The organism is Neisseria musculi (assembly GCF_014297595.2).
GTDB lineage: Bacteria > Pseudomonadota > Gammaproteobacteria > Burkholderiales > Neisseriaceae > Neisseria > Neisseria musculi.
In genome coordinates this window covers 431,369-454,615 of sequence record NZ_CP060414.2, presented here as the reverse complement: position 1 = coordinate 454,615, position 23,247 = coordinate 431,369, and the positions used below count along the sequence as shown (strand labels likewise).

At 52.8% G+C, this 23,247-nt stretch carries 23 protein-coding genes, 1 tRNA gene and 1 pseudogene; 11 read left to right on the top strand and 14 right to left on the bottom strand.

Going from position 1 to position 23,247, the window contains the following annotated elements:
• Positions 1-222: 222 nt before the first annotated feature.
• From purM to H7A79_RS02225, 3 genes are all read left to right on the top strand, one after another.
• The gene (gene purM / locus H7A79_RS02235; protein WP_135034311.1) at positions 223-1,260 is read left to right on the top strand and encodes a phosphoribosylformylglycinamidine cyclo-ligase; all 1,038 of its coding nucleotides are present in this window, start codon (positions 223-225) and stop codon (positions 1,258-1,260) included.
• A gap of 309 nt (positions 1,261-1,569) precedes the next feature.
• Entirely contained in the window at positions 1,570-3,102 is a 1,533-nt protein-coding gene (locus tag H7A79_RS02230; protein ID WP_187000923.1) for a BCCT family transporter, read from the top strand.
• A gap of 4 nt (positions 3,103-3,106) precedes the next feature.
• On the top strand, positions 3,107-3,235 hold the full coding sequence (locus tag H7A79_RS02225) for a hypothetical protein (RefSeq protein WP_255518788.1): 129 nt from the start codon (positions 3,107-3,109) through the stop codon (positions 3,233-3,235).
• Positions 3,236-3,371: 136 nt separating this feature from the next.
• Here the strand turns inward: H7A79_RS02225 and rpoD are convergent, their stop codons facing one another.
• The 7 genes from rpoD to H7A79_RS02190 all read right to left on the bottom strand — a co-directional run bounded on the left by rpoD (position 3,372) and on the right by H7A79_RS02190 (position 10,837).
• On the bottom strand, positions 3,372-5,330 hold the full coding sequence (gene rpoD, locus H7A79_RS02220; RefSeq protein WP_187000922.1) for an RNA polymerase sigma factor RpoD: 1,959 nt from the start codon (positions 5,328-5,330) through the stop codon (positions 3,372-3,374).
• Between the two features lie 152 nt (positions 5,331-5,482).
• Positions 5,483-7,252, bottom strand: a complete 1,770-nt coding sequence (gene dnaG, locus H7A79_RS02215; RefSeq protein ID WP_187000921.1) for a DNA primase — start codon at positions 7,250-7,252, stop codon at positions 5,483-5,485.
• 52 nt (positions 7,253-7,304) lie between these two features.
• Complete coding sequence (locus tag H7A79_RS02210) at positions 7,305-8,231, bottom strand: restriction endonuclease (RefSeq protein ID WP_187000920.1); 927 nt, start codon at positions 8,229-8,231, stop codon at positions 7,305-7,307.
• A 110-nt stretch (positions 8,232-8,341) separates the two neighbouring features.
• Entirely contained in the window at positions 8,342-8,788 is a 447-nt protein-coding gene (locus tag H7A79_RS02205) for a GatB/YqeY domain-containing protein (protein ID WP_187000919.1), read from the bottom strand.
• A 393-nt stretch (positions 8,789-9,181) separates the two neighbouring features.
• The gene (gene rpsU, locus H7A79_RS02200) at positions 9,182-9,394 is read right to left on the bottom strand and encodes a 30S ribosomal protein S21 (protein ID WP_085365024.1); all 213 of its coding nucleotides are present in this window, start codon (positions 9,392-9,394) and stop codon (positions 9,182-9,184) included.
• Between the two features lie 474 nt (positions 9,395-9,868).
• Positions 9,869-10,645: a DsbC family protein gene (locus tag H7A79_RS02195; protein WP_135034316.1), complete on the bottom strand. Its 777-nt coding sequence runs from the start codon at positions 10,643-10,645 to the stop codon at positions 9,869-9,871.
• 21 nt (positions 10,646-10,666) lie between these two features.
• Positions 10,667-10,837 carry a hypothetical protein gene (locus H7A79_RS02190; RefSeq protein WP_187000918.1) on the bottom strand — a complete coding sequence of 57 codons (171 nt, stop codon included), beginning with the start codon at positions 10,835-10,837 and terminating at the stop codon, positions 10,667-10,669.
• On the opposite strand from H7A79_RS02190, the gene H7A79_RS02185 reads away from it, so the two are divergent.
• The gene (locus H7A79_RS02185; RefSeq protein WP_187000917.1) at positions 10,836-11,627 is read left to right on the top strand and encodes a 3'-5' exonuclease; all 792 of its coding nucleotides are present in this window, start codon (positions 10,836-10,838) and stop codon (positions 11,625-11,627) included. The genes H7A79_RS02190 and H7A79_RS02185 overlap by 2 nt on opposite strands.
• A 740-nt stretch (positions 11,628-12,367) precedes the next feature.
• Here H7A79_RS02185 and H7A79_RS02180 read toward each other — a convergent pair.
• From H7A79_RS02180 to H7A79_RS02160, 5 genes are all read right to left on the bottom strand, one after another.
• Positions 12,368-12,799 carry a hypothetical protein gene (locus tag H7A79_RS02180; RefSeq protein WP_167743026.1) on the bottom strand — a complete coding sequence of 144 codons (432 nt, stop codon included), beginning with the start codon at positions 12,797-12,799 and terminating at the stop codon, positions 12,368-12,370.
• Between the two features lie 66 nt (positions 12,800-12,865).
• Positions 12,866-13,342, bottom strand: a complete 477-nt coding sequence (locus H7A79_RS02175; protein ID WP_187000916.1) for a tyrosine-type recombinase/integrase — start codon at positions 13,340-13,342, stop codon at positions 12,866-12,868.
• Positions 13,311-13,625: a hypothetical protein gene (locus H7A79_RS02170; protein WP_377057584.1), complete on the bottom strand. Its 315-nt coding sequence runs from the start codon at positions 13,623-13,625 to the stop codon at positions 13,311-13,313. Before H7A79_RS02170 ends, H7A79_RS02175 begins: the two co-directional genes overlap by 32 nt.
• The gene (locus tag H7A79_RS02165) at positions 13,561-14,145 is read right to left on the bottom strand and encodes a DUF4102 domain-containing protein (RefSeq protein ID WP_187000914.1); all 585 of its coding nucleotides are present in this window, start codon (positions 14,143-14,145) and stop codon (positions 13,561-13,563) included. The genes H7A79_RS02170 and H7A79_RS02165 overlap by 65 nt, the downstream gene beginning before the upstream one ends.
• Before the next feature lie 220 nt (positions 14,146-14,365).
• Positions 14,366-14,450, bottom strand: a tRNA-Leu gene (locus tag H7A79_RS02160).
• 167 nt (positions 14,451-14,617) lie between these two features.
• Here H7A79_RS02160 and H7A79_RS02155 point away from each other — a divergent pair.
• The 5 genes and pseudogenes from H7A79_RS02155 (at position 14,618) to H7A79_RS02135 (ending at position 18,333) form a co-directional block, all read left to right on the top strand.
• On the top strand, positions 14,618-15,286 hold the full coding sequence (locus H7A79_RS02155; RefSeq protein ID WP_135034318.1) for a hypothetical protein: 669 nt from the start codon (positions 14,618-14,620) through the stop codon (positions 15,284-15,286).
• Positions 15,279-15,866, top strand: a complete 588-nt coding sequence (gene ribA / locus H7A79_RS02150) for a GTP cyclohydrolase II (RefSeq protein WP_135034319.1) — start codon at positions 15,279-15,281, stop codon at positions 15,864-15,866. The genes H7A79_RS02155 and ribA overlap by 8 nt, the downstream gene beginning before the upstream one ends.
• An 82-nt stretch (positions 15,867-15,948) precedes the next feature.
• Positions 15,949-16,242 carry a hypothetical protein gene (locus H7A79_RS02145; protein ID WP_187000913.1) on the top strand — a complete coding sequence of 98 codons (294 nt, stop codon included), beginning with the start codon at positions 15,949-15,951 and terminating at the stop codon, positions 16,240-16,242.
• Positions 16,243-16,639: 397 nt separating this feature from the next.
• Positions 16,640-17,551 (top strand): LysR family transcriptional regulator, encoded by a 912-nt coding sequence (locus H7A79_RS02140; RefSeq protein WP_214646398.1) that lies wholly within the window; start codon positions 16,640-16,642, stop codon positions 17,549-17,551.
• A 131-nt stretch (positions 17,552-17,682) separates the two neighbouring features.
• A pseudogene (locus H7A79_RS02135) lies at positions 17,683-18,333 on the top strand (IS1595 family transposase).
• A 314-nt stretch (positions 18,334-18,647) separates the two neighbouring features.
• On the opposite strand, the gene coaBC reads toward H7A79_RS02135, so the two are convergent.
• A complete protein-coding gene (gene coaBC, locus H7A79_RS02130) occupies positions 18,648-19,829 on the bottom strand; it encodes a bifunctional phosphopantothenoylcysteine decarboxylase/phosphopantothenate--cysteine ligase CoaBC (RefSeq protein WP_187001595.1) in 1,182 nt (393 codons plus the stop codon).
• 105 nt (positions 19,830-19,934) lie between these two features.
• Complete coding sequence (gene rph / locus H7A79_RS02125) at positions 19,935-20,669, bottom strand: ribonuclease PH (RefSeq protein WP_135034321.1); 735 nt, start codon at positions 20,667-20,669, stop codon at positions 19,935-19,937.
• Positions 20,670-20,841: 172 nt separating this feature from the next.
• On the opposite strand from rph, the gene H7A79_RS02120 reads away from it, so the two are divergent.
• Entirely contained in the window at positions 20,842-21,714 is an 873-nt protein-coding gene (locus tag H7A79_RS02120) for a YicC/YloC family endoribonuclease (protein ID WP_246408033.1), read from the top strand.
• An 803-nt stretch (positions 21,715-22,517) separates the two neighbouring features.
• Positions 22,518-23,228 carry a phosphoglycolate phosphatase gene (locus H7A79_RS02115; protein WP_187001593.1) on the top strand — a complete coding sequence of 237 codons (711 nt, stop codon included), beginning with the start codon at positions 22,518-22,520 and terminating at the stop codon, positions 23,226-23,228.
• Positions 23,229-23,247: the final 19 nt, after the last annotated feature.

Genomic DNA, 23,247 nt, shown 5'->3' with positions numbered 1-23,247 from the left:
ATTTGATTTGGCTTTTCAGGCCGTCTGAAAATGCTTAAGCGGCACAAAATCGGGTAAAATACAGCGGCAGAATTATTTTTGCCGAGGCAGCAAAATGCCAGCTCTGTTGCCGCTTCAACGGCCTCAGAGCCGTTTCTTTTAAGACGAGGCGGCAACAGCGCGGCAGCAATCACGTTTTCCGCCCCGGCCGCATTTTTCCAACTCTGAACAAGAAAGCCCCGCATGAGCAACACTTCCCTGAGCTACCGCGATGCAGGTGTCGATATCGATGCCGGCGACCAACTGGTCGAAAACATCAAACCTTTTGCCAAACGCACCATGCGCCCCGAAGTGTTGGGCGGTTTGGGCGGTTTCGGCGCGCTGGTGGAAATCAGCAAAAAATACCGCAACCCTGTGTTGGTTTCGGGCACAGACGGCGTAGGCACCAAGCTGAAGCTGGCCTTTGATTGGGACAAACACGACACCGTGGGCATCGACCTTGTGGCCATGAGCGTAAACGATATTTTGGTGCAGGGCGCAGAGCCGCTGTTTTTTCTCGATTATTTCGCCTGCGGCAAACTCGATGTGGCGCGCGCCACCGATGTCATCAAAGGCATTGCGCAAGGCTGCGAAGAATCGGGCTGCGCCTTAATCGGCGGTGAAACTGCCGAAATGCCCGGCATGTATCCGCCGGGGGAATACGATCTGGCGGGCTTCGCTGTGGGCGTGGTGGAAAAAGACCGGGTTATCAACGGCCGCAATATTACCGAAGGTGATGTGGTGTTGGGTTTGGCCGGCAATGGCGCGCACTCCAACGGCTATTCCCTAATCCGCAAAATCATCGAGCGCGACAACCCCGATTTGGATGCCGAGTTTGACAACGGCAAAACCCTGCGCCAGGCCGTTATCGCCCCCACCCGCCTTTATGTGAAGCCGATTCTGGCCGCGCTGCAACAATTCACCATCAAAGGCATGGCGCACATCACCGGCGGCGGCATCACCGAAAACGTGCCGCGCATTCTGCCGCAAAACACCGTTGCCCAAATCGATGCGCAATCATGGCCTATGCCCAAGCTGTTCCAATGGCTGCAACAGGCGGGCAATGTGTCGGCACACGAAATGTACCGCACCTTCAACTGCGGCATCGGCATGGTGGTTGTGGTGTCGGCTGAAGATGCCGCTGCGGTGCAGGATTTTCTGACCGAGCAGGGAGAAACCGTTTACCGCTTGGGCGAAATCCGCAGCCGCAACGGCAGCGAACACCAAACCCAAATTGCCTGATTGCGGCTTTCGGCCGTCTGAACGCCGGATAGAATCAGGCCGAAGCCTCTGCAAAATACCTTAATGCCCTCTGAAGGCCGAAATACCGTCATCAGATCCGCAAAGCCGCTGCGCGGCCCCGGTGCAGGCAGAAATGGCGGCGGATAAACGCTTTTTTGAATGCTGCAAAGGGCTCGGCCGTCTGAACGCTGACGGTTTTTCAGACGGCCTTCGGCATTATCCGACCCTTGTTGCCAAGATGCCCGCATAACAAAACGGCATGATGTTTCTGCCGGTGTTTTTTCCAAAAAACCTAAGAAAGGGCAGCGTATGCCTACACAAGAAGTTTCTTCGAAACGCCCCAATTATTTTTTATGGACTTCCCTGCTGGTCGGCCTGATGGCTGTTACTGCAGTCGTGAGCCCCACCCTGCTCACCGGCACCATAGCAACCGCCAGCAAATTTTTCTACCTGAAATTCGACTGGCTGATTATGTGGCTGCCGCTGCTGGCCTTCGGCGTGGGATTGGCGGTGGCGCTGTCGCCGCGCTTCGGCAATATCCGCCTGGGCGGCAAAGATGCGGTGCCCGAATATTCGTTTCTTTCGTGGATGAATATGCTCTTTACCGCCGGCATCGGCGTGGGCATTGTGTTTTTCGGCCCTATCGAAGCCCTGTGGCACTATTTCCAGGCTCCCATAGGCGTTCAGGCGGCCGGGCTGGCGGAATATCAAAAAGTGGAAAACGCCATGAGCCTGGCGCTGCATGTTTGGGGCATTCCGGCATGGTCGCTGTATATGATTGCAGGCTTGGTGATGGCTTATTTTACCTACCAGCACAAAACCGAATGTACCCCCGCCGCACCGCTGCAATATGCGTTCCGCCATAAAAAATGGGCAAAGCCGCTGGGCGTAGCCGTTACCGGTATGGCGATTTTGTCGATTGCCATGTCGGTTTCTTCTTCGATTGCAATGGCTTCGGTGCAGATTGCTTCGGGGCTGAAAATCATCACCGGCTTTGCTTTCGATGCTATCGGCTGGAAAGCGGCAGTATTGGCGGCGCTGGCCGCGCTCTACACCGCCGGCGCGGTGCTGCCGATTAACAAAGGCATGAAGTTTTTGGGCGATTGGACGGTTTATTTTTCGGTGTTGCTGCTGCTGTTTGTGTTTGCTGTCGGCCCCACGCATTACTTTTTAAGCACAATGGCGGTGGCGGTGGGCAACATCCTCACCAAAACGGTGCACCATTCGTTTGAGCTGTATATGTTCCACAACCGCGACTGGGTGGTGTGGTATCCGATGGCTTATTGGGTGTGGTGGGTAACGTGGGCGCCGTTTGTGGGCGTGTTTCTTGCCAAAATTTCCAAAGGCCGCACATTGCGCCAGTTTGTGTTTGCTTCGGTAATGGTGCCGGCGGGCTTTATCGTGATTTGGTTTTCGGTGTTTTCGGGTTTCAGCCTGCTCGACACCGTGGAGGGCAGCGGGCGTTTGGCCGAAATCGCCAACAAGGGCAATTATGAAGGCACGTTTTATTATCTGCTCAATATGCTGCCGCTTTCAGGCTTTACCAAACCGCTGACCATCGTGCTGTTTCTCGGCTTTATCGTAACCACAGTAACCAGTGCGGCCATCTCGCTGGGCATCATGACCAGCAGCAGCGGCCGCAGTGAAAACAAATTCCGCGCGGTGGTATGGTGCGTGTTTATGACCTTAATCAGCTATGCCGTGATTTTTACCGGCAAAATGGAAGGCATCAAAGCCGTGGGGTCGTTTTCGGGCTTTCCGTTTGTTTTCGTGATGTATTTGTGGTTTGCCGCGCTGTGGCGGCAGCTCAACCGCGATGTGCCGCGTGTGAAAAAGGAATAAGCAGATGAAAAAAGAGATTTTTTATTGGAACCAAAGCCCGCAGGATAACGCCCTGGAAACCGCTATGCTGCTGTTGGCGGTGTTGTTTCTGTGTTATGTGGTAAAGCTGGCGTTTTTCGATAAAGACGAATGATGCCGGTATCCGTAAAAAGGCCGTCTGAAACATTTCAGACGGCCTTTTTCAACCAACCCGCCAAAACAGCAACACTGCCATGATTCAAGCGGAAAAAGCAGGTTATACACGATAACCTTGCCCCACCCCGCCAAACTTACTGCTTGTTTTCTTCGCTGTCCAAGAAACTGCGCAGGCGGTCGCTGCGGGTGGGGTGGCGCAGTTTGCGCAGGGCTTTGGCTTCGATTTGGCGGATACGCTCGCGGGTAACGTCAAACTGTTTGCCCACTTCTTCGAGCGTGTGGTCGGTGTTCATGTCGATACCGAAGCGCATACGCAGCACTTTCGCTTCGCGCGGGGTCAGGCTCTCCAGCACTTCTTTGGTTACTTCGTGCAGGCTGGAATACATGGCGGCTTCTGCGGGAGCGATATTGTTTACATCTTCGATAAAGTCGCCCAGATGCGAATCATCGTCATCACCGATGGGGGTTTCCATCGAAATCGGCTCTTTGGCAATTTTCATGATTTTGCGGATTTTGTCTTCCGGCATTTCCATCAATTCGGCCAGTTTGGCAGAGTCGGGCTCTTCGCCGTTTTCTTGAAGATATTGGCGCGAGATGCGGTTCATTTTGTTGATGGTTTCAATCATGTGCACGGGTATGCGGATGGTGCGCGCCTGGTCGGCAATCGAACGGGTGATTGCCTGGCGTATCCACCAGGTTGCGTAGGTGGAAAATTTATAGCCGCGCCGGTATTCGAATTTGTCTACCGCCTTCATCAGGCCGATGTTGCCTTCTTGAATCAAATCAAGAAACTGCAGGCCGCGGTTGGTGTATTTTTTGGCAATCGAAATCACCAGCCTCAGGTTGGCCTGAATCATTTCCTGCTTGGCGGCAGCGGTTTCTTTTTCGCTGATCACCATGTTTTTGTTGATTTCTTTCAACTCTTCGATGGAAATCTGTGTTTCGGTTTCCATATCGGCCAGCTCGGTTTGTTTTTCGATGATGGCATGGCGGAAACGGTCGAGCGCGTTGCTCCACACGTTGTTTTTGGTGATTTCGGCCTCTACCCATTCCAAATCGGTGATTTCGGGCAGGAAATAGCTGATAAAGTAATCGCGGTCCATATGTACGCGCTCCACGCAGATGTCGCGGATTTCGCGCTCCAGCCGGCGGATGTTGTCCACGCGCTCGCGCAGGCTGCCGGTCAGGCTTTCGATTTGGCGGGTTGCAAAGCGCACTTCAAGCAGTTTGGAGGCGATGGCATCGCGGTGTTCGAGATAAGCTTGGTGGCGGCTGTCGTGCTTGGTCAAAGCGGCCACCATATTGTCGTAGTCGGCCCGGATGCGCTCGAAGTGTTCTAACACTTTCTGTTTCAACTCTTCCAGATTGGTGGCTGCAATGGCTTCCGCACTGGTTTCGTCCTCATCATCATCGCTCTCGCCGTCATCGCCGTCATCACCGCGGCCGGTTTCGGTTGCGGCGGCGGGTGCGCTTTCGAGATGCCCCAAGCCCAGTTCGTTTAACAGCACTTCGTTGGGGTCGATAATGGCTTCCACCACTTCGTCCACCTTGATTTCGTCTTCGCGGACGCGCCGGATCAAATCGAGAATCTCGGCAATCGAACCGGGGCAGGCGGCGATGGCCTGAATCATGTTTTTCAGGGCGTTTTCGATTTTTTTGGCAATGATGATTTCATCTTCGCGGGTAAGCAGATCCACCTGCCCCATTTCGCGCATATACATACGCACCGGGTCGGTGGTGCGGCCGAATTCGCTGTCCACGCTCGACAAGGCCGCTTCGGCTTCGGCTACGGCATCTTCATCGGTGATGGCGGCAGTGTTGTCGCTCATCAGCATATCTTCGGCATCGGGAGCCTGCTCGGTTACTTGAATGCCCAAGCCGATAATCATATTGACGATATTGTCGATCTGCTCGGCATCCGACATATCATCGGGCAGGGCATCGTTGATTTCGGAATAGGTGATATAGCCGCGCTCTTTGCCCACGATGATAAGCTGGCGCAACCGCGCCCGCTGCTCTTCGAGGGTCAGCGGGCGGTTGCCGTCTTGTTCTTGGTATTCGCTGTCGTGGGTATCGGGTTTTTCGTTAGACATAGAATGTTCTCTGGTTAAAACGGTTTGATGGAGTGAGGCCGTCTGAAACAATCGAAAGGTGTTCTGCGGTGGGTGCAAGAGAACTCGGTTGCAGTGGTGTGTGGCGTTTTCAGACGGCCCCGAATCGTGTTCGCAAGCCTGCTTCAAGGTGTTTAATGTGCCGGCATCAATAAGGCCAGCAGCAGTTTTTTTTCGCTTTCGCTCAAACCGCCCTGCCGGTTTTTTTGCTTCAGTATTTCAATTTGGGCGTATTTTAACTCATTTAGCAGCTTTTTCATGCCAAGTTTGAAACTTTCGCAATCTTCCTCGCTGCTGCTTTCCAACTCCTGCCCGCCGCGCATATTTTGAAAAATACGGCTGATGGTGGCTTCGTAAGGCGTGCCGCGCATATGTTCCAGAATCTGTGCGCTCCCCGGCGGCTCTGCGCGGCTGTTGATAAATTCGGCAAGATTGGCCAGGCAGGCAAAACCGCCGCTGAGGTTGAGATATTCGGGCAGCTCTATATATGCAGCCCATGCAGGATTTATCAAGAGGCTGCGTATCTGCCGCTCTATCAGGGTGGGCATCTGCGGCTGCCTGAACGTTTCCTGAGGCAGCCTGTAGCTTTTCTGCTTGGTGTACTGCTTGGGTGCCTCCTGCCCCAGCAGGCGGGCGAGATTGACCGGATCTATGCCCACTTTGCCGCCAAGCTCCTGCTTCAACAGAAAAGATAGAGCAGGCGCGGTAATTTGGGCAAGCAGCGGTGCGCTGGTTTTAACCAATTCGGCCTTGCCTTCTTGCGTGTTCAGGTTGAGGCCGTCTGAAAGGTGCTCCCAAAAATAGGCCGACAAAGGTTTGCTTTGGTTGAGCAGGGCATCTTCAAACTGGGCTTTGCCATAAGCGCGGATATAGCTGTCGGGGTCGTGTTCCTCGGACAGAAACAGAAAATGCAGAGCTTTATCGTCTTTCAGCTGCGGCAAGGCGTTTTCGAGTGCGCGCCATGCGGCTTTGCGCCCTGCCCTGTCGCCATCGAAACAGAAATAGATGCTGTCGGTTTGCCGCATCAGGATTTTCACATGTTCGGCGGTGGTGGCGGTGCCGAGTGCAGCCACGCCGTAACCGATGCCGAACTGCGCCAGTGCCACCACATCCATATAACCTTCCACCACCAAAATACGCCCTGTTTCTTTGATGGAGGCACGCCCTTCGTAAAGGCCGTAGAGATTGCGGCCTTTATCGAACAGCGGTGTTTCGGGCGAATTGAGGTATTTCGGCTCGCCTTTGTCGAGCACGCGGGCGCCGAAGCCGATAACCTGCCCGCGCGGGCTGCGTATGGGAAACATGATGCGGTCGCGGAAACGGTCGTAATGTTTGCCGTCTTTTTCCACCACCATGCCGCTTTCCACCAGCGGGGTGTTGGGATACGGCTGAAACACCTGCGCCAGCGGCTGCCAGCCCTCGGGCGCATAGCCCAAGCCGTAATGCCCGATGATTTCGGCACTCAGGCCGCGTTTGCGCAAATATTCCTGCGCGCGCGCATCCTGTTTCAGACGGCCTCTGTAAAAAGCGGCAGCAGCTTCGGTGGTTTCTTCCAGTGTTTGCTGTTTTTTCTTGCGTTCGGCGCGCTGCGCGGGGTTATCCTGCCGCCCGTGTGCACGCGGCACAGCCAAGCCGGCGCGGTCGGCCAGATGCTGCACGGCTTCGGTAAAACCCAGCCCCTGATATTCCATGATAAAACCGATGGCCGTACCGTGCGCACCGCAACCGAAGCAGTGGTAAAACTGCTTCTGCGGACTCACCGAAAAAGACGGCGATTTTTCTTTGTGAAACGGGCAGCAGGCCATGTAGTTGGCGCCGCCTTTTTTCAGCGGCACATATTCATCGACAATATCGACAATATCGACTTTGGCCAGCAATTCGTCTATAAATTCACTGGGGATCATGGTTTTATTGTGTATTTTCGGATAACCTTCTGTGATTGGGCCGTCTGAAAGGTTATTCGATAAAAAAATCTTCGTCTAACTCGATTATTTCAAACGCCTGCTTGGTTTGAATGCCTACTTTATAGCGAATCATCAAGGTCGCGAGGTATTGGCCATCAATCAAAATCACTCTACCAAGCAGTTTTTGTGCATATTCACGGGCTTGCTTGGTAAATGATGATGTAGCAATAAACACGCCGCGTTCAACACCGTTTCCCTGTAATGCTCCTGCAAACGATTGAATTTCTTTGCTGCCGATAGAATTTCCATCAGCATAGCGTTTAGCCTGTATGTAAATATTCTGAATACCTAACGGGTCTTGTTTGACGACACCGTCAATACCGCCATCATGCGACTTGCCGACATGGGCATACAGATTTTCTTTACCGCCATATCCCATGGCCAACAACAGGTTGAGAACGGCTTTTTCAAAAAATGCCGGTGAGTTGCTTCTCGAGCGGTTAAGTAGTTCGACAGCCGTTTCATCTTCAATTTCACGAATGGCAGAACGGATTTTGTCTTCGGGATTTTCATGGTTTCCAGCAAATGTTTCCAATGCCGGACTAGAAGAAATCCCATCAATATGATGATTCTTACGCTCATAAAGATTGGCAAGATAACTATCCCACATAGGCAGACCGACCAAGTCTGATTCTTTGATTTTATTAAAATTTTTCCATTTTTCCGCCATTTCCGAACCTAATGGCGTCATTCGGTAAACAGCCCGCCCGACTCTTTCCAGAATTCCCGATTTAACATAAGAAGAGCGAGCCCAACCAATACGGTTTGCTGCACGACTGATACCGGACGGAATTTTTTCCAAACGTTCCTCCATGCTTAAACCAGCCAAACCGCATACTTCTTCAACAATGGAAGTTTTATGGCGGGCTTTATGGTCGGCCATTAATTTTAAAAGCAATGGTCTGAACTCATCAGACATCAGAAGTGAGCATGTTTTTCTCTCTTTAAATTATTTTAAGCAGGCTGTCTAAACGGATGTGAAAAATAAAATTGAAGATTTTTATTTCTCTGTAGTTAGGCCTTTTTGATTCAGGCCGTCAACACTATTTTCAACACCTGATTCACTTCGCCCATATCGGCTTGACCGGCTAAGCGGGTTTTCAAAATGCCCATCATTTTCCCCATATCGGCCATTCCCGCCGCGCCGCTCTCGGCTACTGCCGCCTCCACGGCCACACGGATCTCTTCTGCCGACATCATCTGCGGCAGATAGCGTTTGAGGACTTCGGCTTCTGCATTTTCTTTGTCGGCTAAATCGTTGCGGCCTGCATCGGTGTAAATTTTTGCGCTGTCTTTGCGCTGTTTGATCATTTTTGTGATGATGGCCGCTACCCTGGCATCATCGGCTTCCTTTTGTTCGTCCACCTCAAATTGTTTGACGGCGGCATTAATCAGGCGCACTGTAGAAAGCGTTACGCTGTCTTTTGCGCGCATAGCGGTTTTCATATCTTCGGCAAGTCGGGCTTTCAGGCTCATGGTAATTCTCTCGGTTAAATAAACAGTCGGTATGGCACCAATGATGCCGCACGGCAACAAATCAAGTTTTCAGACGGCCTGCTATTAGGTTTGACGCTTTTTACGCCTGCAGCTTACACCGCTATAGCCGATCTGCCGAAATAAGCACAAAACGGCAAGCCGAAAACAGCACAACCAATCATACGGATTCTCCCCTGCTGCCGCTTCAGCAGCTTACACAATCCACTCTCTTCAGGCGGAGTCGAAACCAACATTGCCGTTATTTTGAGTGGATTGGCAATGTTTCAATCTGCAGACAAAACAGGCAGCCATACATAGCCAAAACACCGCAAGGACGAAGCCTTACGGTGTATAACTTAATTTTGATAACCGCAATCAAAAAGTATGGCGGAATCAGTAGAGTTTCGGAGGCAGTTGCTGGCTGCGCAAACGTTTTTGCAGGCGTTTGGCCGCAGCAGCTTTTTTGCGCTTACGCTCAGTGGTCGGCTTTTCGTAGGCTTCGCGGGCACGCAACTCTGTGAGCAGGCCGGTTTTTTCTACAGCGCGTTTGAAACGGCGCATGGCAACTTCAAAAGGTTCGTTTTCTTTTACACGGATAGCAGGCATTTTTATTCCTTAATCAAAATCGCTACAGGCCGCCGTTTTTATTTTCAGACGGCCTTAAAATCAGTTTGGTGTATCGCAGGTTGGATCCAAGATCCGGGCGGGATACGCGCCGTGATGCAAACACCACCTCCTAACGATACGGCAGACAAAACCGCCGTAAAAATTTACCCGCCGTATCAAACGGCGGCCGGCTATGGTTCATTCACTAAAATAAAATCAAGTATAAAACAGCATTACTGCGGGCAATGCCGGCCGACTTTGTTACTGCTCTATCGGCTTAAAAATTATTTTCACAAGCCGAAGCTATTTTTTTAGCGCCTTAGCTTAATTGGTGAATTATCTTAGCAACAGCTTGGTTTGTCAAGAAAAAAACCATACTGCAGCCGGCTCTGCCGCAGATCCAAACGGGGCTTGATCCGACCGCCCGCATACTCAGACTTGAACCGAACATGAAAGCGGTTTGCCGGCAGCGGGCTACTGGTTTTCGGCAATCGTTTTCTGCAACTGCGGAAGCGGGCTGTAACCGCTTTGCGTACGCCCGTTGGGAAACACCAGCGCAGGCGTACCGTGAAAACCGAGCTGCTCGCCCAGCGAAGTGGTTTCCGCCACCGGATTTTCACAACCCGCAACCTTAGGCGGCATTTTGCCTTCGCGCATCCATGCAGTCCAGGCAGCTGTGCGGTCTTTCTGGCACCAAATCTGTTCGGCCTTACGGGCAGCATCAGGATGCAGACCGGCAATCGGCATCATAAAATTATAAATCGTGATGTCGGTCATCTTGGCGAATTCATGCTCCAGCCGCTTGCAAAACGGACAATCGGGGTCGGAAAACACCGCCACTTTGAGTTTGCCGTTGCCGCGCACTTCTTTAATAGCTTTATCGAGCGGCAGCGAGTCAAACTCAACAGCATTCAGCTCGGCCATACGCTCTTCTGTCAAATCAATGCGCTTGTTGATATCGAGCAGGCTGCCCTGCAAAATATAATCGGCTTGGGCATCGGTGTAGATAATCTGGTTGCCCGACACCACCACTTCGTAAATACCGCCGATAGGCGTGGTGCGGACGCCCTGCACTTTCAGCTTTTGCTCAGCATAAGTTTTTTCCAACTTGGCCTTAATGGCAGCCTCGGCACCGGTTTTGACTTCGGCCTTCTCCTTTTGCGGCCGATCATTTTTCACCGGCGTCTGACCACAGGCCGCCAGCGAAGCCGACAACAGGGTGTACAACAGCATTTGTTTGATGGGTTTCATATATTTCCTCGATGTTTTTTATCAAGGCCGTCTGAAACATTCAAACAGCCTTAAATCGCGCATTTTATCAAACTCTGCGTTTCTTTCCGTTAAAACATACACCCCCACCCGAAAATAATATGCCCACACCACACTTGGCGCACGCGCCGCTTCATGCCACAATGCCCAAGCACTATCCGGAGCCTCAGCCATGACCCCTATTTTAGCCTTCGATATCGAAACCGTACCCGATGTAAAAGGCATACGCACCCTTTACGAACTGCCCGACAGCGTAAGCGATGCCGATACGGTCGTTTTCGCCCAACAGAAACGCCGCGCCCAAACCGGCAGCGACTTCATGCAGCACCACCTTCACCAAGTAGTGGCAATCTCCTGCTGCATGCGTTGGGGGCAGGACAAAATCCACATCGGCACCATAGGCGAAACCAGCGATGACGAAGAAACCATGATTGCCAAATTCTTCGATCTGGTCGAAACCCACACCCCGCAGCTGGTGAGCTGGAACGGTGGCGGCTTCGATCTGCCCGTTTTGCACTACCGCGCCCTGATACACGGCATTGCCGCCGCCCGCTATTGGGATATGGGCGAAGGCGATTTCGGCGACAGCCGCGACTTCAAATGGAACAACTACATCAACCGCTACCACAACCGCCATTGCGACCTCATGGATCTGCTCGCCCTCTACCAGCCCCGCGCCAGCGTACCGCTTGACGATATCGCAAAACTGTGCGGCTTTCCCGGCAAACTCGGCATGGACGGCAGCAAAGTATGGGAAGCCTACCATGCAGGCCGTCTGAAAGACATCCGCAACTATTGCGAAACCGATGCCGCCAACACTTATCTGATGTTTCTGCGCTTCCGCATGATGAGCGGCGCACTCGATGCCGATGAATACGAGTTAGAAATCAAACGCATAAAAAGCCATCTGAAAACACTGTCGGCAGAAAAAAACCACTGGGCCGAATTCTGCGCCGCGTGGTAATCATCATGCCTTTTCTTCGTCATATCGGTATTTTTGCTTCTTAGCAATTAATAACGCAAGATGAATACCTGTTATTTTTAAATAGCAAACCGCAGTTAATCAAAATAAAAGCAGTATCAAGATGCGAACTGCAAACCCGCTTAAGAGCATAGCTTAGCCTTGGTTGGCATTGAAGCCTACACTTAGTGCGGCAAACTTTCCGTCAATATGCAAGTCAGTGTATTTCGTTACTGCCGAAGCCGATCCGAATGTCGACCTGAGCAAGGCATGGTTTTCACCTGCGACACGCGATAACGGGTGCACGCGCGGCAGCGGCAGCAGAAATCGATCGACGGATACATGGCATTCCAAACCGGGTTATCAGTTGCGTACTCATCATCCACTAGTATGTCTTGCTAATCCCATGAAACGGTCACGCCTTTTTGCTTCAGGTATTCGACCACTGCTTCCGGCTCTAAGTCGAAAATTGTCTTGATATATTCCGGATTCATCAGCTCATATCCCGCACTGCCTCAACACGGCCTATCAAACTCGACAGAAAAATCACTCGAACCAGCTCGTTTTGCAAGGTGATGTCATCCATATTCGGAAAATGTTAAGCTAAGTGGTCGAGAATGTTATTTTCGGTTTCACCACGCTGCTAATCCTGCACCAATCCAGCAGTTAAGTCTCGACATTTTCAAACAGCTCGAACCTTAGACAGACCACGTTGCAGAAATTCAGCGACACGACCCACTCAATCAACTCGTTAAACATTGCTTCGACAATACGCTAGATAGTCGAGCTGCTGGAGCATCTCCAACGCAGTGGCTTGCGGATAAATCGCGTTCATGATGTCGAGCAAACGTTTCGGCAGTAGCGTGCGGCTGCGCTTTGTTCATGGCGTTGACGATGTTCCAACGCATCCCCTCGCAGCGTTGTTTGGCAATATCATTACTATAGTTAGTGCGCTCAATATCAATCCTCAAATGGATACTCTGCCCCTGTTTATGTGCCTGCTTTATATGATGCTCCGTTATAGTCAAACAAAAAAGCTCATGAACAGCAAGCGTTTTCAAAATGATATCGCCTAAAAATGCCTGCCTCGCAATATGCGCACCTGAATTGTGTGGCGGGAAACCTGCCCGAATCATCAAATCCATTTTGGCAAAAAGTAGGGTCAATGCCGCCAAAAAGTAATGATGCCTGCTCTATTGTTCAGTGTCGGCGTAAGTCTCCAATTGCTTAAATCAGGCAAATCAGAAAAGGGTATATCTTGGCTCATTTTGTTTCACTCTCAACCAGAGCGTGGGCTTGATTATGCCGTTCGCGCAAATAGCAAATAGTCTAAAATACCATTGCATCATTTCTACCCGTTGTAGCAGATATTCCGTGTGGTGGTATGCCGCCCTTACTTTGTTTTGTTCTACATGGGCTAGCTGCCGCTCTATGGCATCGGGGTTATAACCCTGCTCGTTTAATACGCTGCTTGCAAGGCTTCGGAAGCCGTGGGGTGTGGCCATGCCTTTATATCCCATGCCGTTAATAATCTTACCCGCCGTGTTTTCGCTGATATGGCCGTCTATGGCGGTTCGGCTGGGGAACAGAAACGGGCTGTGCCCCATGATGGCGTGAAGTTCGGCCAAAAGCTCAAGCGGCCGGTTTGCCGGCGGGATAATGTGGGCGCGGAGGTGTTTCATGCGCTCAGTGGGAATTTGCCCGTGTTTTCTTGTCAAAGTTGATTTCTTGGCATCTGCCGCCTCGTATTTCGTTATTGCGGGCAAAGCAAAGCATAATCAGCAAAACGCATAGGCGGTTTTGTTGGTGTGTACCGGCCGGCAGTGGCCGTCTGAAAAACTCGGTTAGTTCTTCGCGCGGCAGGGCGGGCATATGGGCAGCCTGCCGTTTGGGCAGATAATCGACAAGCGGAGCGGCGTGGTTGCCGTCTGCCTGTTCAAGCATGGCGGCATAATTGAAAACGCCGCCTATCCATTGCCTGATTTTCTCTGCGGTTTCCAATGCGCCCCATTCGGCGATATGCTCGATTTACGGTCTTTATATCGTTTATCCGAAATTCTTTAATCGGAGGGCGGCTGCCGATATGCGGGAAAACGTCTGTTTCCGACAGGAAACCGGTTTCTGCGGAGCTACAACGCTGTTTCAGAATAATGCAGTACGCGTCCGGCGTGTTCTCTTCCCGGCGGCAGTTTTGGGCGTGCCATTGCTGCGTGATTGCGGCAAAGGTATTCAGTAGGGCGGCCTGCCGTTTCTGTTTGGCCTGTTGCTTGGCGGCGGCGGGGTCTTGGCCTGCGGCAAGCAAGCGGCGGGCATTTTCGGCGGCTTTGCGGGCTTCAGACAAAGAAACGGTGGGATATTTGCCTATTGAAAGTAATTTCTCTTTTCCGTCTATGCGGTATTTCAGCCGCCATAACTTGCCGCCCGCTGGTGTAACCTGCAAAAACATACCCCCGCCGTCTGCCAGTTTGTACGGCTTCTCGGCGGGCTTGGCGTTCTTTATTTGGCGGTCGTTTAACGGCATTTTGGGGGTATTTTTTAGGGGTATTTTCAGACACCCCCAAATATACCCCCGTTTTTTGGTTTATTCAATTAGACGGGATTTTACTGTATTGGATAATCAAGGCTGTCTGAAAATGCCCTTTATCGGGCTGTAAGCCTTGCTGTGCTTGAATCTTGGTTTGTGGCGTTGGACAGTATCAGACGTAAAAAAACAGCCCGTAAAGGCTGTTATTTTTATAGGGTGGTGCGGAAGGAGAGACTCGAACTCTCACACCTTGCGGCGCTGGAACCTAAATCCAGTGCGTCTACCAATTTCGCCACTTCCGCATAAAATGAAATGGAACGGGGGAGATTATACCGAAAGCCTGAAAAGATGCCAATCTTCCGAGCCTGAAAAAAGGTATAATGCGCACAATTATACGAACCAACCGAATAGGCCGTCTGAAATATTCAGACGGCCTCAATGCCGAATTAATGCAAGAAAAGGGAGAGCCATGCCTGTTTCACTGATCCGCGATTATCTGCAAACACAAGGTTTGCGGTTATCTGAAGATGAAGTCCGCGTGGGCGTTCTGGCGGCGCAAACAGTGATGCACAACGGCCGGGGCGAAATCGACCGCGAAGTTTTATGGTATGCCGCAGGTGATGCCGTGCTGTCGGAACATATCGCGCCCACCGCCGGACACGAAGCCCTGCTGAAGCAGATTTTCATGGCCTTGGATTCTGCCTACAGCCGAACCGTGGCCGCGCAAAGTGCGGTGGTGTATGCCCTGCTGCCGTCCGGGCAAAGCCCGTTTCTGCTGCGTTTGGCGCAACAAGGGCTGGCGTTGGCGCAACAAATGCCGGTTAATGAAGAGTATGCCCGTTTCCACCTGCCGGTGCGTTCGGCGCAAACCGGTTGGCTGAATCTGGCAGAAGATGTGTCGCACTGGCTTGCTTCCGGGGCGCTCGAAGGCAGCCGTAACAGCCGCAGCCAAAGCCAGATGTCGCTGCCGGTCTGCTCGCAAAACGGCAGTGTGCTCGGCGTTGTCCATGTGGAATACGAAAGCAAAGGTGCGCTCACTGAAGCTGTTCAGGCCGATTGGGTGGCGCTGGCGCTGGCATTGGCCGAGCCGATGGCTGCGTTGCTGCAACCCGAATATCAAGAGGAACAAAATGACTAAACCGTTGAAATTTATCGCCGCCTGCCGCCTGCCTACCGAATGGGGCGTGTTTACGCTGCACGGGTTTGAAGAAACCGGCGGACAGGAACACGTGGCGCTGACCATGGGCGATATTGCCGATGGCACGCCGGTGCCGGCGCGCATACATTCCGAGTGCTTAACCGGCGATGCGCTGTTTTCGCAAAAATGCGACTGCGGCCCGCAGCTCCAGGCAGCCATGCAGGCTGTGCAGCAGGCCGGGCGCGGCGTGATTGTCTATCTGCGTCAAGAAGGGCGCGGTATCGGCCTGATCAATAAAATCCGCGCCTACCGGCTGCAAGATCAGGGTTTGGACACGGTGGAGGCCAATGTGGCACTGGGTCTGCCGGTAGATGCCCGCGACTTCACGCCGGCCAAGCATATTTTCGAGCATTTGGGCGTGAAAGAAGTGAAGCTCTTAACCAACAACCCTGAAAAAGTGCAGGTGCTGGCCGATGCCGGCATCAGAGTGGTCGAACGTGTGCCGCTGCAAGTGGGGGAAAACATAGAAAACGAACGCTACCTCAGCACCAAAGCCGCAAAACTCGGCCATTGGTTTTAAAGGCAGCCCAACTTCTTCAGCATGCTTACCGATAAACTTAGGCCGGGTTCTTGGCAGAATTTATCTTGCCATAGGTTTAAGTTTGACAAAACAAAGCGCGGGCAACCCGCAAACGCTGCAAGCTGCGGCAAGGCAAGAGCCGCATCGATTTCAATTTAATCCAACGATAATTAACAGCAAAGCGGGCCACTACCATCATTTGAAGTCGGAAAAAACCGAGCCCCACTTGCCGCACTGCGGCATTATTGTGACTCAATCGAAGAGAACAGCCATGCCAGTCATCCCCGAGGCAGCAGCAGAATCGTTCCCATACCGGTTATACCGGCCCCGCATCGAAACTATCAGGCCGTCTGAAAAAATCTTTCAAACGGCCTGATACGGCCAATCCTCCGACAAACACAAAGCAGAAAGCCGCAGGCAGCACGATAAGGGGAAGCAGCGCATCATCGTTTTAAAGCAGGCTGCAGCAATCCCGCCCATCAAACTGCGGCATGATGGCGCGCGGCTAACAAATAACTAATTAATTTTTAAATATAATTTATTTATTATCGGCTTCTCCGTATGCAGTTTTCCCGCATCAGAAAAACTCAGGCCGTCTGAAAAAAATCTTTCAGACGGCCTGATACGACTGGCCCGCCAACAAACACAAAGCAGAAAGCTACAGGCAGTGCAAAGCTGCCGCCATCATCATTTTAAAATGAATCTACTATAGCGCATTGCAGCCGTTACCCGTTTCCTTTAACGGGTAAAACCACACCACTTGTGAAATAAATTTGCCGATCACCATAAAAGAAAACCTCAACGACCTGCGCACCTTTATTGCGGTAGCACAAACCGGCAGCTTCACCAAAGCAGGCGCACAGATGGGCGTTTCCGCCTCTGCATTGAGCCACGCCATACGCACACTGGAAAACCGGCTGCACATCAGGCTGTTTCACCGCACCACCCGCAGCATCTCGCTTACCGAAGCAGGCAGGCAGCTTTATACCGATCTCGCCCCCTGTTTGAAGCCATCGATGCCGGCCTCAATAATCTCGGCAACTTCCGCAACACGCTCAGAGGCAGCCTGCGCATCAACGGCAACCTACACGCCTTCCGCTATGTATTGTGGAAAAAACTACAATCATTTATACGCCGATACCCCGAAATCAGCCTCGAACCTGCCTGCGAACCGCGCATGGTCGATATTGTTGCCGAACGCTTCGATGCCGGCATCAGACTGGGCGGCTATATCGCGCAAGATATGGTTTCCGTGCGCATTTCCCCGCCGCTCACCATGCGCATTATCGCCAGCCCTGCCTATCTGTCCACACACGGCACACGGCACACCGCAAACCCCTGCTGATTTGTCTGCCCACGAATGCCATTCTTCCAGGCAGCCCACCACCGGTGCCGTTTGGACATGGGATCTCCGCCATCCCAAAAGCGGCAAAACCCTACAATTCCACCCACAGGCCCGGCTGTTGGCCGACGGCAGCAGCGAGCTGCTCAAACAAATCGCACTGGCAGATTTAGGACTGGTTTGCGTGTTTGACGACATCGTCAGCAGAGAGCTCGCAAGCGGCGCACTGGTAAGCGTGCTCGATGACTGGGCAATAAGCTATGACGGCTATTATCTTTATTACCCCAACCACCACATAAGCTCACCGGTATTAAACGCTCTAGTAGCAGCATTGCGGGAATAAAACGGCCGGAAAATTTTACAAAATTTACTATGCCGTCTGAAACATCAGATTATCACCACTCCTGCACCAGCAAAAGCCAACCTTAAAATAAAGGGGCTAACGTAGATTAGCAGTCATGACAGGCTGCTAAAATGAAGATAACAAACTGTAAATTAAGCAAAAAAGCACAGAGGACACTACTCAGATATTTTGTGCCGGAAGTTACCGCCGTTCGGCTGCCGATGTCTTGGGTATCCGGCCCAACACCGCCATACTCTTTTACTGCAAAATCCGCCTCGTCATCAGCCATCATTCGGCCTTGGAGGCATCAGGTTTTTGAAGGTTCCGTAGAGTCAGATGAGCACTGCTCCGGCGGTAAGCGCAAAGGAAAACGCGGCACAGGAGCCGCAGGCAAAGTGGTGGTTTTCGGTATTCCCAAACGTGGCGGCAAGGTTTATACCGTGGTCGTGGATAACGCCAAAAAAGAGAGTTTGCTGCCTGTTATTGCGAAGAAAATCATGCCGGACAGTGTGGTGTATACCGACAGTTTAAGCAGCGATGATGTCCTGGATGTCGGCGGTTTTCACCACCATAGGATTAACCACGGCAAGACATTTGCCCAGAGGCAAAACCACATCAACGGCATTGGGAATTTTTGGAATCAAGCCAAGCGTGTGCTGCGCAAATACAACGAAATCGACCGAAAGTCTTTTCCCCTATTCTTGAAAGAATGCGGGTTTCGTTTTAACTTTGGCACACCAAGTGAGCAGTTGAAAATCTTGCGGGATTGGTGTGGTATTTAGGGCTAATCTACTTCAGCCTCTAAAATAATCAAATTTCCTTGTTTCAATTTTGATAAGGTGATAAGTTGCAGACAATATCGCTGGTATAGAACCGATGATATTGCCACTTTTACAGTTTATCTAGCTGTTCTGCTCTTTAGATTAAGGTACAGCACAACGCTGTAATAGAGTAAATAATTATTCTGATAGATTAAATTTAGATTGATACAGTATTACAACACTACTACCATACTTGCATAGCCATCCCTTTGCTTGGTCTTTGTCAAAATTAATCAACCGTATTTTATAGATTAAAAAATCTTCCGCCCTCCGAATCAGACGCTTTGCGCTATTGTCTTCACAATCTCTGCAGCTGCTTGGTCTTTATCGGTTTCGGGAAACGTGGTTTCGCCGGTTTCGGTGATGATGGTGATGCGGTTGGTGCTTTTGCCCATCGCTACTGCTACATCGTTGGCTACCAACATGGGAATGTTTTTTTTCAGCCGTTTGGCGCGTGCATGTTCGAGCATGTTTTCACTCTCGGCGGCGAACCCCACGCAGAAGGGGGCGTTGGAAAGCGAGGCGGCAGCGGCGAGGATGTCGGGATTTTCGGCCAGTTCGATAAGGGGCGGGGTGCCGTCTGCGGTTTTCTTCAGTTTTTGTGCACTGCTGTTCTTCACTTTATAGTCCGCTACGGCGGCCACGGAAATAAAAATGTCTTGGCCGCCGATGTGGTTCATCACCGCGCGGTACATGGCTTCGGCGCTCACCGCCTGCTCGGCGTGCGCCAAACCGGTGGGTAACCCTGTTTGAATCTGGCCGTAAACCAGCGACACTTCCGCTCCGGCGGCGCGGCAGGCGCGGGCGATCGCCATGCCCATTTGGCCGCTGGAAATATTGGTGATGCCGCGCACGGGGTCGATGGCTTCAAATGTTGCGCCGGCCGTTATCAGCACTTTTTTGCCCTGCAATAATTTGGCACTCCACATATCGGGCAGCAAATCGGCCAGCTCGGCGGCTTCGGGCATACGGCCCACGCCGGTTTCGCCGCAAACCTGCTCGCCTTCAGCGGGCTGGAACACGGTGATGCCGTCTGAACGCAGCTGTGCAATATTGCGTTGGTTGGCAGGGTTGGACCACATTTCCACATTCATTGCCGGGGCAACGGCCAGCGGGCATTTGCGCGCGGCGGCCAAGTTGGTGAGCAGGTTGTCGGCAATGCCGCCTGCGATTTTGGCGATGGTGTTGGCACTGGCGGGGGCAATCAGAAACACATCGGCTCTGCGGGTGAGATTGATGTGCGCCATGCCGTTGCCGCCGGATGCCCCGCCGTGGGTTTCGGTCAGCACGGGGTTGCCGCTTAAGGCCTGAAAAGTGAGCGGTGAAACAAATTCGGTGGCAGCGCGGCTCATCGCCACGGTTACGCTGTGGCCCTGCTTTTTCAAAAGGCGCACGAGTTCGCAGGATTTATAGGCGGCGATGCCGCCGCTGATGCCGAGCAGGATATGTTTGTTTATCATAGGTTTGATTCAGGGTGTGAGCCGTCTGAAAGCGCGGTTGGTTTTTTCAGACGGCCTGGATACGTTTTTCAGACGGGTTCGGCGGCAGATGCCTGTGCCGCATCAGCGGCGGGCAGTTGCCAAGGCCTGCTGCTGGTGCCGCACCAATTCGGCTATGCCTTTCTGCCCCAGCTTAATCAATGCGCCCAATTCTTCTACGCTGAACGGCGCTCCTTCTGCCGTGCCCTGTATTTCGATGATTTTGCCCGAAGCCGTCATCACCATATTGACATCGCTTTCGCAGCCCGAATCTTCGATGTAGTCCAAATCCAGCAGCGGCACCCCGCCCACTATGCCTGCCGACACCGCCGCCACTGCTTCGCGCACGGGATTGTGCGGCAGCAGCCCCGCCGCCGATAATTTGTCCAACGCCATCTGCAAGGCCACGAATGCGCCTGTGATGCCGGCGGTGCGCGTGCCGCCATCGGCCTGGACAACATCGCAGTCGATGATAATCTGACGCTCGCCCAAGCTTGCCAAATCTACCGCCGCGCGCAGCGAGCGGCCGATTAAACGCTGGATCTCCTGTGTGCGCCCGCTCTGTTTGCCGGCCGCCGCCTCGCGGCGCATACGCGAAGCGGCGGATGCGGGCAACATACCGTATTCCGCCGTTATCCAGCCCTGCCCCTTGCCGCGCAGAAACGGCGGCACACCCTCATCAACCGATGCGGTACAGATTAACTTGGTGTTGCCGCATTCGATGAGTGCCGAACCGTCTGCATGGGGCAGAAAACCGGGAGTGATGCGGATTTCGCGCAAAGCATCGGCAGCGCGGGCGGTGCGGGTGTAGGCAGCCATTGTTTTGTCCTCATATTCAATGTTTCAATGTGTGCGGATTATAACACGCCCAGATATGGTATATTCCGACCCATCCCGCCCGCAGCATGAATCCGCTGCGGTGCTGCTACACCTTAACCGGCTCACGAAAACCGATTACCCCCACAATAAACACCACCCGGAGTAAAACACCATGGCCATCCACAGCATGACCGGCTTTGCCAATGCCGCAGGCGAATGCGGCACCAAGCGCATCAACTTGGAATTGCGCGCCGTAAACCACCGCTACCTCGATGTGCAGTTCCGCACGCCCGAAGACTTGCGCCATCTCGAAAGCAGCCTGCGCGAAAGCATCACCGCCCAGGCCTTGCGCGGCAAAATCGAATGCCGCATCCAAGTTCAAGACAATGCCCCCGATGCGCAAAGCCTGAGCGTGAATCAGGATTTGGCCGCGCAACTGGCCGGCCTCAACACGCAATGGCGCAAACAATACGAAGGCTTGGGCAAACTCACCGTGGCCGACATTTTAAAATTTCCCGGCGTGCTCGCCGGCCAAAACGAAGATGCAGAAGCCCTCGCCCAAACCGTTCAGCTGCTGCTGCAACAGGCCTTGGCCGATTTTGCCGCCGCCCGTGGGCGCGAAGGCGCAAAGCTGGCGCAACACCTGCTGGAACGCTTGGACGAAATGGAAAACATCATCAACCGCTTAAACAGCATTTTCCCCAGCCTGCTCGAAGCGCATATGGAAAAAGTGAAAGGCCGTCTGAAAGAAGCGGTGGCCAACATCGATAACGACCGCCTGCAGCAGGAGTTTGCCCTGTTTATGCAGAAATCCGATGTTGATGAAGAGTTCAGCCGCCTGCGCACCCATATCGGCGAAGTGCGCCGCATCGTTACCACCGCCAAAGGCAGCGTGGGCAAACGCTTGGACTTTCTGATGCAGGAACTCAACCGTGAAGCCAACACGCTGGGCAGCAAAGCCATCGCTACCGAATGCACACAAGCATCGGTGGAATTGAAAGTGTTGATCGAGCAGATGCGCGAACAGGTGCAGAATATCGAATAAGCCGTCTGAACCCGCCGCCATACCGGGGGTGTTTTTTTATTTTATTAATCAATATTTTACTTAAAAAACAACAGCAACCGGTCCCGAGCTCTGTATGGCGGTGCGTACGATGCCGGCCACACCGGCGGAAACCTTCACACCTTCAAAACACCGCAAAAAATTTATTTGCCCTGTTCCCCCCCCCCCCCCCCGGCGCGGAAGTTTTTTTTGGGGGGGAGGGACGGCATCAATCTCGAGTGTCTCCCGCTTTGAGCACAAGTTTCCGCCGGTACACAAGTTGGGGATTCGGCATCCAATTATCTGTTGAATCAATGCTTCAATATTTTCATTCAAGCGCCCGCCTGTGCGGCAATCACGCTATTTCAAACTTTCAGACAGCATGAAGGCTTGCTTGCCCATAGCAGGGACAGTATTCTCTGCAGCCGTCTGAAATATCCGGTTACACGCACACACCGTATCGGCAGAAACGGCAAATAAACTCCGTATGATGCCGTTTTGAATCTGGCAACGGTAAAAGGCCGTCTGAAAGCCGTTTTCAGACGGCCTTTCATTTCAGACGGTCTATAAATACGCTGCATTTTCAATACCGGGCCGCAGTCTGCAAACAGCACCGAGCTGGTTCCGTTACCGCTCGCGGCCGGCACAACCTTTCCTTTGACCAAAGCCCAGCAACACGGCAGCGGAAATCATGCCGTAACGGGAATAAAGTGGGCGCACGATAATCTTCAAACAACCCTGCACAGCCGTTGCGCCCCACCTGCCCTGTGCTACAATCCAATCCCCTTCCCAACCTGCAAACCACCATGACCATACCCGCCATCAAACATGTTCAAGCCGTTGCCTTTGATTTGGACGGCACGCTCTGCGATTCCGTGCCCGACCTTGCCGCTGCCGCCAACGCCACCCGCCAACACATGGGTTTGCCGCCGCTGCCCGAACACACCGTAGCAAACTATGTCGGCGACGGCATCGCCAGCCTTGTCCACCGCGTTCTCACCGACAGCCGCAACGGTCAAGCAGAGCCAGGCCGCTGGGAGCAGGCGTTTGCTTTCTTTATCCGCTACTACCGCGAACACCTGAGCGTGTTCACCCGCCCCTACCCCGAAACCGAAGCCGGCCTGGCTCTGCTCAGATCGCTGGGCATTCCGCTGGCGGTGGTTACCAACAAAAACGAAGTGCTGGCAACCGAGCTGCTCCAACAACTGCACCTGGCCGACTATTTCAGCCTGATACTCGGCGGCGACAGCCTGCCCGAAAAAAAACCCAGCCCGCTGCCGCTGCTGCACGCCGCCGAAGTGCTCGGCACCGCCCCCGCCGATATGCTGATGGTGGGCGACTCCGCCAACGATATTCTCGCCGCCAAAGCCGCCGGCTGCCTGAGCGTGGGCGTAACCTTCGGCTACGGCGACATGACCCAGCTCTCGCAGAACCCCGCCACCCAGCCCGATTGGCTGGTCGGCTCGCTGCCCGAAATCTACGAAAACCTGCAACCGCAGAAAACGCAGCACGAATAATGTTTGCGGCCGTCTGAAA

What these genes read in the sequence shown, in the direction of transcription:
- purM (WP_135034311.1), top strand. Translation starts at nt 223, where the DNA reads ATGAGCAACACTTCCCTGAGCTACCGCGATGCAGGTGTCGATATCGAT.
- H7A79_RS02230 (WP_187000923.1), top strand. Translation starts at nt 1,570, where the DNA reads ATGCCTACACAAGAAGTTTCTTCGAAACGCCCCAATTATTTTTTATGG.
- H7A79_RS02225 (WP_255518788.1), top strand. Translation starts at nt 3,107, where the DNA reads ATGAAAAAAGAGATTTTTTATTGGAACCAAAGCCCGCAGGATAACGCC.
- rpoD (WP_187000922.1), bottom strand. Translation starts at nt 5,330, where the DNA reads ATGTCTAACGAAAAACCCGATACCCACGACAGCGAATACCAAGAACAA.
- dnaG (WP_187000921.1), bottom strand. Translation starts at nt 7,252, where the DNA reads ATGATCCCCAGTGAATTTATAGACGAATTGCTGGCCAAAGTCGATATT.
- H7A79_RS02210 (WP_187000920.1), bottom strand. Translation starts at nt 8,231, where the DNA reads ATGTCTGATGAGTTCAGACCATTGCTTTTAAAATTAATGGCCGACCAT.
- H7A79_RS02205 (WP_187000919.1), bottom strand. Translation starts at nt 8,788, where the DNA reads ATGAGCCTGAAAGCCCGACTTGCCGAAGATATGAAAACCGCTATGCGC.
- rpsU (WP_085365024.1), bottom strand. Translation starts at nt 9,394, where the DNA reads ATGCCTGCTATCCGTGTAAAAGAAAACGAACCTTTTGAAGTTGCCATG.
- H7A79_RS02195 (WP_135034316.1), bottom strand. Translation starts at nt 10,645, where the DNA reads ATGAAACCCATCAAACAAATGCTGTTGTACACCCTGTTGTCGGCTTCG.
- H7A79_RS02185 (WP_187000917.1), top strand. Translation starts at nt 10,836, where the DNA reads ATGACCCCTATTTTAGCCTTCGATATCGAAACCGTACCCGATGTAAAA.
- H7A79_RS02190 (WP_187000918.1), bottom strand. Translation starts at nt 10,837, where the DNA reads ATGGCTGAGGCTCCGGATAGTGCTTGGGCATTGTGGCATGAAGCGGCG.
- H7A79_RS02165 (WP_187000914.1), bottom strand. Translation starts at nt 14,145, where the DNA reads ATGCCGTTAAACGACCGCCAAATAAAGAACGCCAAGCCCGCCGAGAAG.
- H7A79_RS02155 (WP_135034318.1), top strand. Translation starts at nt 14,618, where the DNA reads ATGCCTGTTTCACTGATCCGCGATTATCTGCAAACACAAGGTTTGCGG.
- ribA (WP_135034319.1), top strand. Translation starts at nt 15,279, where the DNA reads ATGACTAAACCGTTGAAATTTATCGCCGCCTGCCGCCTGCCTACCGAA.
- rph (WP_135034321.1), bottom strand. Translation starts at nt 20,669, where the DNA reads ATGGCTGCCTACACCCGCACCGCCCGCGCTGCCGATGCTTTGCGCGAA.
- H7A79_RS02120 (WP_246408033.1), top strand. Translation starts at nt 20,842, where the DNA reads ATGGCCATCCACAGCATGACCGGCTTTGCCAATGCCGCAGGCGAATGC.
- H7A79_RS02115 (WP_187001593.1), top strand. Translation starts at nt 22,518, where the DNA reads ATGACCATACCCGCCATCAAACATGTTCAAGCCGTTGCCTTTGATTTG.